We start from the raw sequence: 6674 nt of genomic DNA on the forward strand, positions 1-6674 counted from the left end.
GCCCGCCTTGGCGGGCCTTTTGTTTTGCACTGTTCGGGCCGTGCGTACCACGCGGCTCCACGACACCGCCATCCCAGTGACACTCAGCGCCGAAGGGCGGGTCGGGTCGGGCTGCAGCGCCTTACGCCGACTCCGCCACTCCGTCAGTGCATAACGTCTTGCGTCATATAACGGGCGGCGTTATGGTTGTGCTCGTGATCAGGAACTTTGCCGACAGGGAAGCGGAAAAGATCTGGGGCGGAACGCCCTCCCGGCGGCTGCAGGCGCAGATGCAGTCGGTGGCGCGTCGCAAGCTACGCATGCTCGGCAACGCATCGACCCTGGACGATCTGCGTATTCCACCGGCGAATCGGCTGGAAGCGCTCAAAGGCAACCGCAAGGGTCAGTACAGCATCCGGATCAACGACCAGTGGCGCATCTGTTTCCGATGGATCGACGGTGACGCCCACGACGTGGAAATCGTCGATTACCACTGATGTAACGAGCCGACCATGAAGACTTTGCCCAACATCCATCCTGGCGAGGTGCTGCTTGAGGAGTTCCTCACGCCCCTTGGCATCAGCCAGAACGCGCTGGCGCGTGCGGCCGGTGTGCCGCCGCGGCGCATCAACGAGATCGTGCTGGGTAAGCGCGGCATCTCGGCGGACACCGCCGTGCGCCTGGCCGTGGCGTTGGGCACCAGCGAGCGCTTTTGGCTGGGGCTGCAGGCCGACTACGACCTGGAAGAAGCACACCGTGCCCTGGGGAAGGCTGTCGAGAAGATCGAGCGCCTGGCAGCGGCCGCATAAGCGGGCGGAACATCTCGACCAGCTGCCGGTAACGTTGACGCACGAGAGGACCCGAGGGCTCGGGCCTCTCGCTTTTGCCGTTCAGTGCTGGAGTGACGGCTGTACCGTTTGCATATCCGCGGCCTGCATCAACGGCGTGGGTGCCTGCATGTTCTGCATCCCATGCGTCTGGAACAGCGACCAGTCCGTGCTGCTCTGCGCCAGCGGTGTGCTGACGCCGCTCACCACATCCACATCGGCAAACCGCCGCAGCGGCGAACGGATGTCACCCTGCACGGCGATGGCGCGCGAGGCGTCCTCGCTCAGGATCACCCGGTCGATCCGTTCCAGGCCTTCCTTGCGCGCGGCCAACGCCAGCGCGCCGGAGAGGTTGTAGCTGCGGAAATCCGTGGCACGCCCCTGCGCCACGTCGAGCTGACCGATGCCGGCCAGCGCCTGCTGGTAGATCGGGTGGCCGGGATGTTCGGGATGGTCGAGGGTGAGCGTGGTGAGGGCGGATTGTTGCAGCGTGGCCTGCTTGAGGGCATCTGCCGTGTCGTTGCCCACTTTGCCGTCGACGCCGAGGCCATGCTTGCATTGGAAATCTTCCACCGCGGCGCGAGTGGTGGGGCCGAAATCGCCGTCGTCTTTCAGTGGGTGGCCGTGGTGCTGATAGCCCAGCGCGGCCAGCTCCCGTTGCACGGCGGCGACTGCCTGGCCATGCGAACCCTGATGCAACACCGTGTGGTGGCTGCGATGGCCCTGGCCGATGGCTTTCATCGCTTGCTCGATGTCCGGGTCTTTGGCCGACTTCAACGGGTCGAAATTAACGTCGCCTACTTTTGTATGCGCGCGATCGATGGCGGCGGCCACCGCTGTGTCCTCGTGGGCGTGCTTGTACTGCTTGGCGAGTGCCGCGGCCTTGGGGCCGTCGTACCAGTCGAGCCTGCGATGGATGTCATTGGCGGTGGCGAGCATATCGCTGTAGTCGCCACCGTTCTTGAGCACCTTCTCGTAGGTTTTTAACGCCCCCGGCATCTGGTTTGCCGTCTTTGCCAGGATGGCTATCGCCTCCAGACGGTGATCTTCCGGAATGTTCTTGCCGTGTTGTTTGAGCACATCCATCGCGGTCTGCGTGGCGTTCTTCACCTGCGGGTAGTCGATATTCTTGTGTATCCACTTTTCCCCCTCCTCGGACGATGCCCATGCATTGATGCTGTCTCGGGTGCCCGTGTCGATGAAGGCTAGGGTGCCGCGGTGCTTCTTGCCGTTGCCGTGGCTGAGTAGATCGGCGCGCAGCTGCGCATGGTCTTGGGTGAAGGGGAGGGCATGTGCCTTGGCGTAGGCGGATGCCTGACCAATGATTGCGTCCACGTACGTGCTCTCTCCAGATTTGAGCGCGGCGTCATCGGTTGCGCCCAAGGCCCAGGTGCCGCGCTGGCCAAGATCTACCTGGATCGTTCCGATCGAATAGCCGGCATTCGCCTTGATCCGGTCGCCGTGGCCCCAGTTTGGATCGGAGGTGCCAACGGTGATGCCGGCAATGCTCAAGCGGTAGGAGGCGGGACCGCCTTCCGTTCCGCGGCCCACCACAAAGTAGGTGGCGCCGGACATGGCATCGAGATCGTACGTATCGAGGTTGGGCATGGTCTTCGTCCTTGAAGAGAGGGGCGGGGATTACTGCAGGTTCACCACGAACAGGTAGTCGTCCAGCGCATTGGCGCGCTCGCAGATGCGGAAGATCGCGTTCTCCGTTGCCTGGAGATTGCCAACAGCCTCGCCGCCGTAGACGGAGCTTTCCAGCGAGCCGTTGGCCTCCTGAAACTTCAGCCAGGCGCGTTCGGCATGAATCAGTTGGTCCTTGGCCTTGGGGGCGAGCTTGCTGAGCAGGTTCTTGTACGTGGTGTTGAGGCGCTTGTCCTGGCGCGCGTGCTCGTCGGTCAGGCAATTGGCCGCGGCATTCGTGTCGGAGCCGGCCTTGTCGACGCAGGCATAGAAGGCGTCCGTGATGCCCGCGGGGGCATGGCGCTTGATGTCTTGGCTTCTGCTGTCGGCGGCCGCGGCGGTGGTGGCTTGGGCTACGAGTGCCAAAGCCAGCGTAAGGGCGAACGTTCTGATTGTCGGCATGCTGCGGCTCCTTTTCATGTGATCCTGACTTCCACGGCGCAGGAGCCTATCATCGGCCAGTGGCCGGGAACGTGAGCGGGCTCGGGGATTGGCGTAAAGACGCGGTGCGGGGGGATTCGGATGGTCGGACGAGCAGCGGATGGGCGCGGCGCAGGCAATCGCAGAAGCGAGCAGGGCGATGACGCAGGCCGGGAAACGCTAGATCAATGCACTCAGGCCACTGTTTTGGTCTCAAACTATCGCGCAAGACCATTCTTCAATGGGCAGTGGAGCAATGATGGCTAAGGCCGAGAGCCAGGACGTCAGTCCAATGAAGCTGCCCTTCCGTCCGCGTGCTCGTTTGCTTCAGCTTCTGGGCGACCAGTTGATTGGTTCACCGCGCTTGGCGGTCTTCGAGTTGGTAAAGAATGCTTACGATGCCGACGCTGAGCATGTCACTGTCACTCTGAGCGGCCTGAGTACTCCTGATCCGACCATCGTCGTCGAGGATGATGGTGATGGCATGTCTTTAACCACGATAAGGGACATCTGGCTTGTACCCGCTCACGACCATCGCGGGCTTCAGCGCAAGGCGCTGAAGCGGACGCGCTTGAATCGCTTGCCTCTAGGTGAGAAGGGTCTTGGCAGATTTGCCGTCCACAAGCTTGGCGATGCAATCGAACTGGTTACTCGCGCACCTGAGCAACTGGAATGCGTCGTCCGCATCGACTGGTCGACCCTGATCGAGGTGCAGTTCCTTTCAGACGCTGAAGTCACCGTGACAACTCGTGAGCCGGAGGTCTTCAAGGAGGGCCTCACAGGAACCAAGCTGACCATCAGCAGGCTGCGTGAAGTCAATTGGACCAGGGGCGAGGTTCGCCGTCTGTTTCGGCAAATCACGTCGATCTCCTCACCTTTTACCAGCCGCTCCGATCAGTTTGAGACAGTGCTAAAAGTCCCCGACCACCCGGACTGGGTTGCTGGAATACCCGATGTCAATATCCTCTTGAAGCGCGCACCATGGCGCTTCGTGTTCTCCGTCGACGACGGAAAGATTGACTGGGATTATGAATTTCGCGGTGTCACTGGAATCAAGCTGGCGAAGCGTAGTGCATCCGGACAGGGTAAGCCTCTAATAGTGGCGCCCGATCGTGACCTTGATCCTCTGGGCGCGAATCAGGGTGAGGTCTCCCGAAAGCGCAAGAGTGTCATTGCGGATGCTGCGATGAGTGAGGGTATTGGTTCCATCACCGGGGAGATTTTTGTATTCGATCGTGATCGCGTAGTTCTTCAGCATCTGGGTGACAGTCAGCTGATTCAGAACTTTCTGGATGAAAACGGTGGCGTCCGTGTCTACCGGGACAGCATCCGAGTCTACAACTACGGTGAGCCGGGCGATGACTGGCTGGGCTTGGACTTGCGCCGCGTCAATACGCCGACGCGCAATATCAGCCGGAACATCGTGGTTGGTGCGATCGACTTGTCGCTTGAACAGAGTCAGGGCCTGATCGAGAAGACAAATCGCGAAGGGTTCGTTGAGAACGACGCCTACAGGAATCTGCAGAGAATAATTCTGGGAGCGCTCGCGATCTTGGAGACTGAGCGCAAGATCGACAAGGACAACATCCGCGCGATAACGGGGAAGGGTAAAGACCCAGAGGCGGTCAACATTACTCAACCTCTTCAGGCGCTGAGGGATGCAGCCAAGAAGCACAAGCTATCGGAAGAGCTTGATCCCCTGATCAACAAGGCGGAGAAGAATTACAACGAGATGCGCGACACCATGCTCCAGGCTGGCCTTTCCGGCATGGGGCTGGCCATTGTCTTCCACGAGATCGAGCAGGGCGTCCGAATACTGCATGATGCAATAGAGGCGGGTGGAAGCCTGGACACGGTGCAAGTGCAGGCGCGAGAGCTTGTTCGCATTCTTGATGGCTTCAGCGAACTTCTGCGCAAAGGTGAGAAGCGCACGAATAGCATCAAACACCTTGTCAGGCGCGCCCGGGATCTGAACCGTGTCAGGTTCCGAAATCATCATGTTCAGCTTGTCTGTCCTGCATTGGAGGACGAGGTGCCTGATATCGAACGAAGTTTTGCGTTCGGGTTGTTGCTTGGCGCGCTAAACAATTTGCTGGACAACGCCTTTTATTGGTTGCAGGTACGTTGGCCTGAGGAAAGTCAATCTGAAAGAAAAATCTACATCAACGTAGAGCCTGATTTCCCGGGAGGTCCGGCCATAATCATTGCTGACAATGGTCCGGGCCTTCAGGATGACCCCGACAGGCTCACTCGTCCATTTTTCAGCCGGCGACCAGACGGGATGGGTGTAGGGCTTTATTACACCAACATGGTGATGGAGCTGAATGACGGTCGCCTGGGGTTTCCTGATGCGGAAGAAGCCAATGTGCCGGAAGGATTCGACGGGGCCGTTCTGGCCTTGATATTTGGAAAGGGGGAATAAGGACATGATGTTCGCAGCGCCACGCGTCATCGCGGTTGATGACAAGAAGGAACATCTGGAGGCAATTGTTTCATCGTTCCAGCGCATGGGCACACCCTGCGTAGGGGTAAAGTTCGCCGTCGAAGATGCGCTGGAGCCGAACCATTTTCGCGGCGTTCGCTGTCTCTTCATGGATCTGCATCTTGCGGGTGGTCAGATGGGAACTGACCACAGAGGGGATTTCGCTCGGATACAGGGGGTACTCGAAGAGTGCATCAGCCGTACTGGTGGGCCATTTATTCTGGTGATGTGGACCGCTCATCCTCACCTGAAGGATGAACTTATTTCGTATCTGGATAGAAATATCGATCCTGATCTTCCGCACGCGCGCCCCCTCGCTGTGTTGAGCTTGGCGAAGGAAGAGTTTCTCGCGGATATGGACGATGGCGACGTGCGAGATCCCCAGCGGCTTCTTGATGCAATCAAGGCTAAGGTTCTGGAAAACCCCCAGCTTGCTGCGTTGCTAGAGTGGGAGGCGGAAGTCCAAACTGCTGCTGGCGCCACACTTGCATCCTTACTGGATTTGGTACCTGTCAATAGGCGCACCAATGCCGAATTCTCAGATGCGCTGGACATCATCCTAAGTCGGCTAGTAAGAGAGACGGTTGGTTCGAGCCACGTCGATACAAGGCCGATGGCGGCTATATCCACCGCGCTTGCCCCGATACTGTCCGACTTGGTCCTTAACCAGGACGTCGAGGAGGAAGCGAGAGCGACCTGGGAGAGGGCAGTTACGCATTACGCGGGAAGAGGGCCGGGGCCGGCATCTGAGGAGGAGGCAGGAAAAATCAACCGCATGCTGCACTTGGCAGTGCCAGGTTCAGAAGTTTTACAGCCAACAGACTGGGGCGCAGTTGTCGCCTGGCCATTTGATTGGAATGACGCCACCCTGAAGCAGTTTACGAACCTCACAATCAGGGAAATGATCTGTGAGGAGTTCAAGCTTCGCAGCAGTGCCATTGATAGATGCAGGCCGGTCTTGGTTCGGCTGGGAGCGGCGTGCGACTACGCGCAAAACAAGCGTGGCCCAATCACCTACCTGTTTGGACTGGACATCCCGGAAAGCGCTGAGCGTCAGCGTGGTCGCGATGACCAGCCAATCAAAGCGGGCGATGCCGTTTGGGCGTCACCGCTCTTCCTTATGCCAAGAGCTCGGGAGGCCTCTCGCTTGCATGCTCACATCAGGTTTCCGCAGACCCATCTGCCGGCAAATACGGATGGCTGCGACGTCCCCCCGCTTTGAGTAGCGGGACGGTTTGGAGTCCGGGGTCACTTTAACTGCTTGGCATAGGCGGCGGGTG

At 59.4% G+C, this 6674-nt stretch carries 6 protein-coding genes; 4 read left to right on the forward strand and 2 right to left on the reverse strand.

The genetic code is table 11. The features are described 5' to 3' along the window. The first annotated feature begins 194 nt into the window (after positions 1–194). Together C693_RS0110445 and C693_RS0110450 are read left to right on the forward strand one after the other, a co-directional pair. A complete protein-coding gene (locus tag C693_RS0110445; RefSeq protein WP_026107334.1) occupies positions 195–476 on the forward strand; it encodes a type II toxin-antitoxin system RelE/ParE family toxin in 282 nt (93 codons plus the stop codon). A gap of 15 nt (positions 477–491) precedes the next feature. Then, positions 492–788 carry a HigA family addiction module antitoxin gene (locus C693_RS0110450; RefSeq protein ID WP_017462223.1) on the forward strand — a complete coding sequence of 99 codons (297 nt, stop codon included), beginning with the start codon at positions 492–494 and terminating at the stop codon, positions 786–788. An 81-nt stretch (positions 789–869) separates the two neighbouring features. Here C693_RS0110450 and C693_RS21540 read toward each other — a convergent pair whose 3' ends face one another. Next, positions 870–2414 carry a peptidoglycan-binding domain-containing protein gene (locus tag C693_RS21540; RefSeq protein WP_017462224.1) on the reverse strand — a complete coding sequence of 515 codons (1545 nt, stop codon included), beginning with the start codon at positions 2412–2414 and terminating at the stop codon, positions 870–872. A gap of 30 nt (positions 2415–2444) precedes the next feature. Further along, positions 2445–2894 carry a lysozyme inhibitor LprI family protein gene (locus C693_RS0110460; RefSeq protein WP_017462225.1) on the reverse strand — a complete coding sequence of 150 codons (450 nt, stop codon included), beginning with the start codon at positions 2892–2894 and terminating at the stop codon, positions 2445–2447. A gap of 310 nt (positions 2895–3204) precedes the next feature. On the opposite strand from C693_RS0110460, the gene C693_RS0110465 reads away from it, so the two are divergent. Both C693_RS0110465 and C693_RS0110470 read left to right on the forward strand, forming a co-directional pair. After that, positions 3205–5334: an ATP-binding protein gene (locus C693_RS0110465; protein ID WP_198506860.1), complete on the forward strand. Its 2130-nt coding sequence runs from the start codon at positions 3205–3207 to the stop codon at positions 5332–5334. A 4-nt stretch (positions 5335–5338) separates the two neighbouring features. After that, complete coding sequence (locus C693_RS0110470) at positions 5339–6616, forward strand: hypothetical protein (protein WP_017462227.1); 1278 nt, start codon at positions 5339–5341, stop codon at positions 6614–6616. The last annotated feature ends 58 nt before the right edge of the window (positions 6617–6674 follow it).

This window comes from Dyella ginsengisoli LA-4, from assembly GCF_000334915.1.
Classification (GTDB): Bacteria; Pseudomonadota; Gammaproteobacteria; order Xanthomonadales; family Rhodanobacteraceae; genus Dyella_A; species Dyella_A ginsengisoli_A.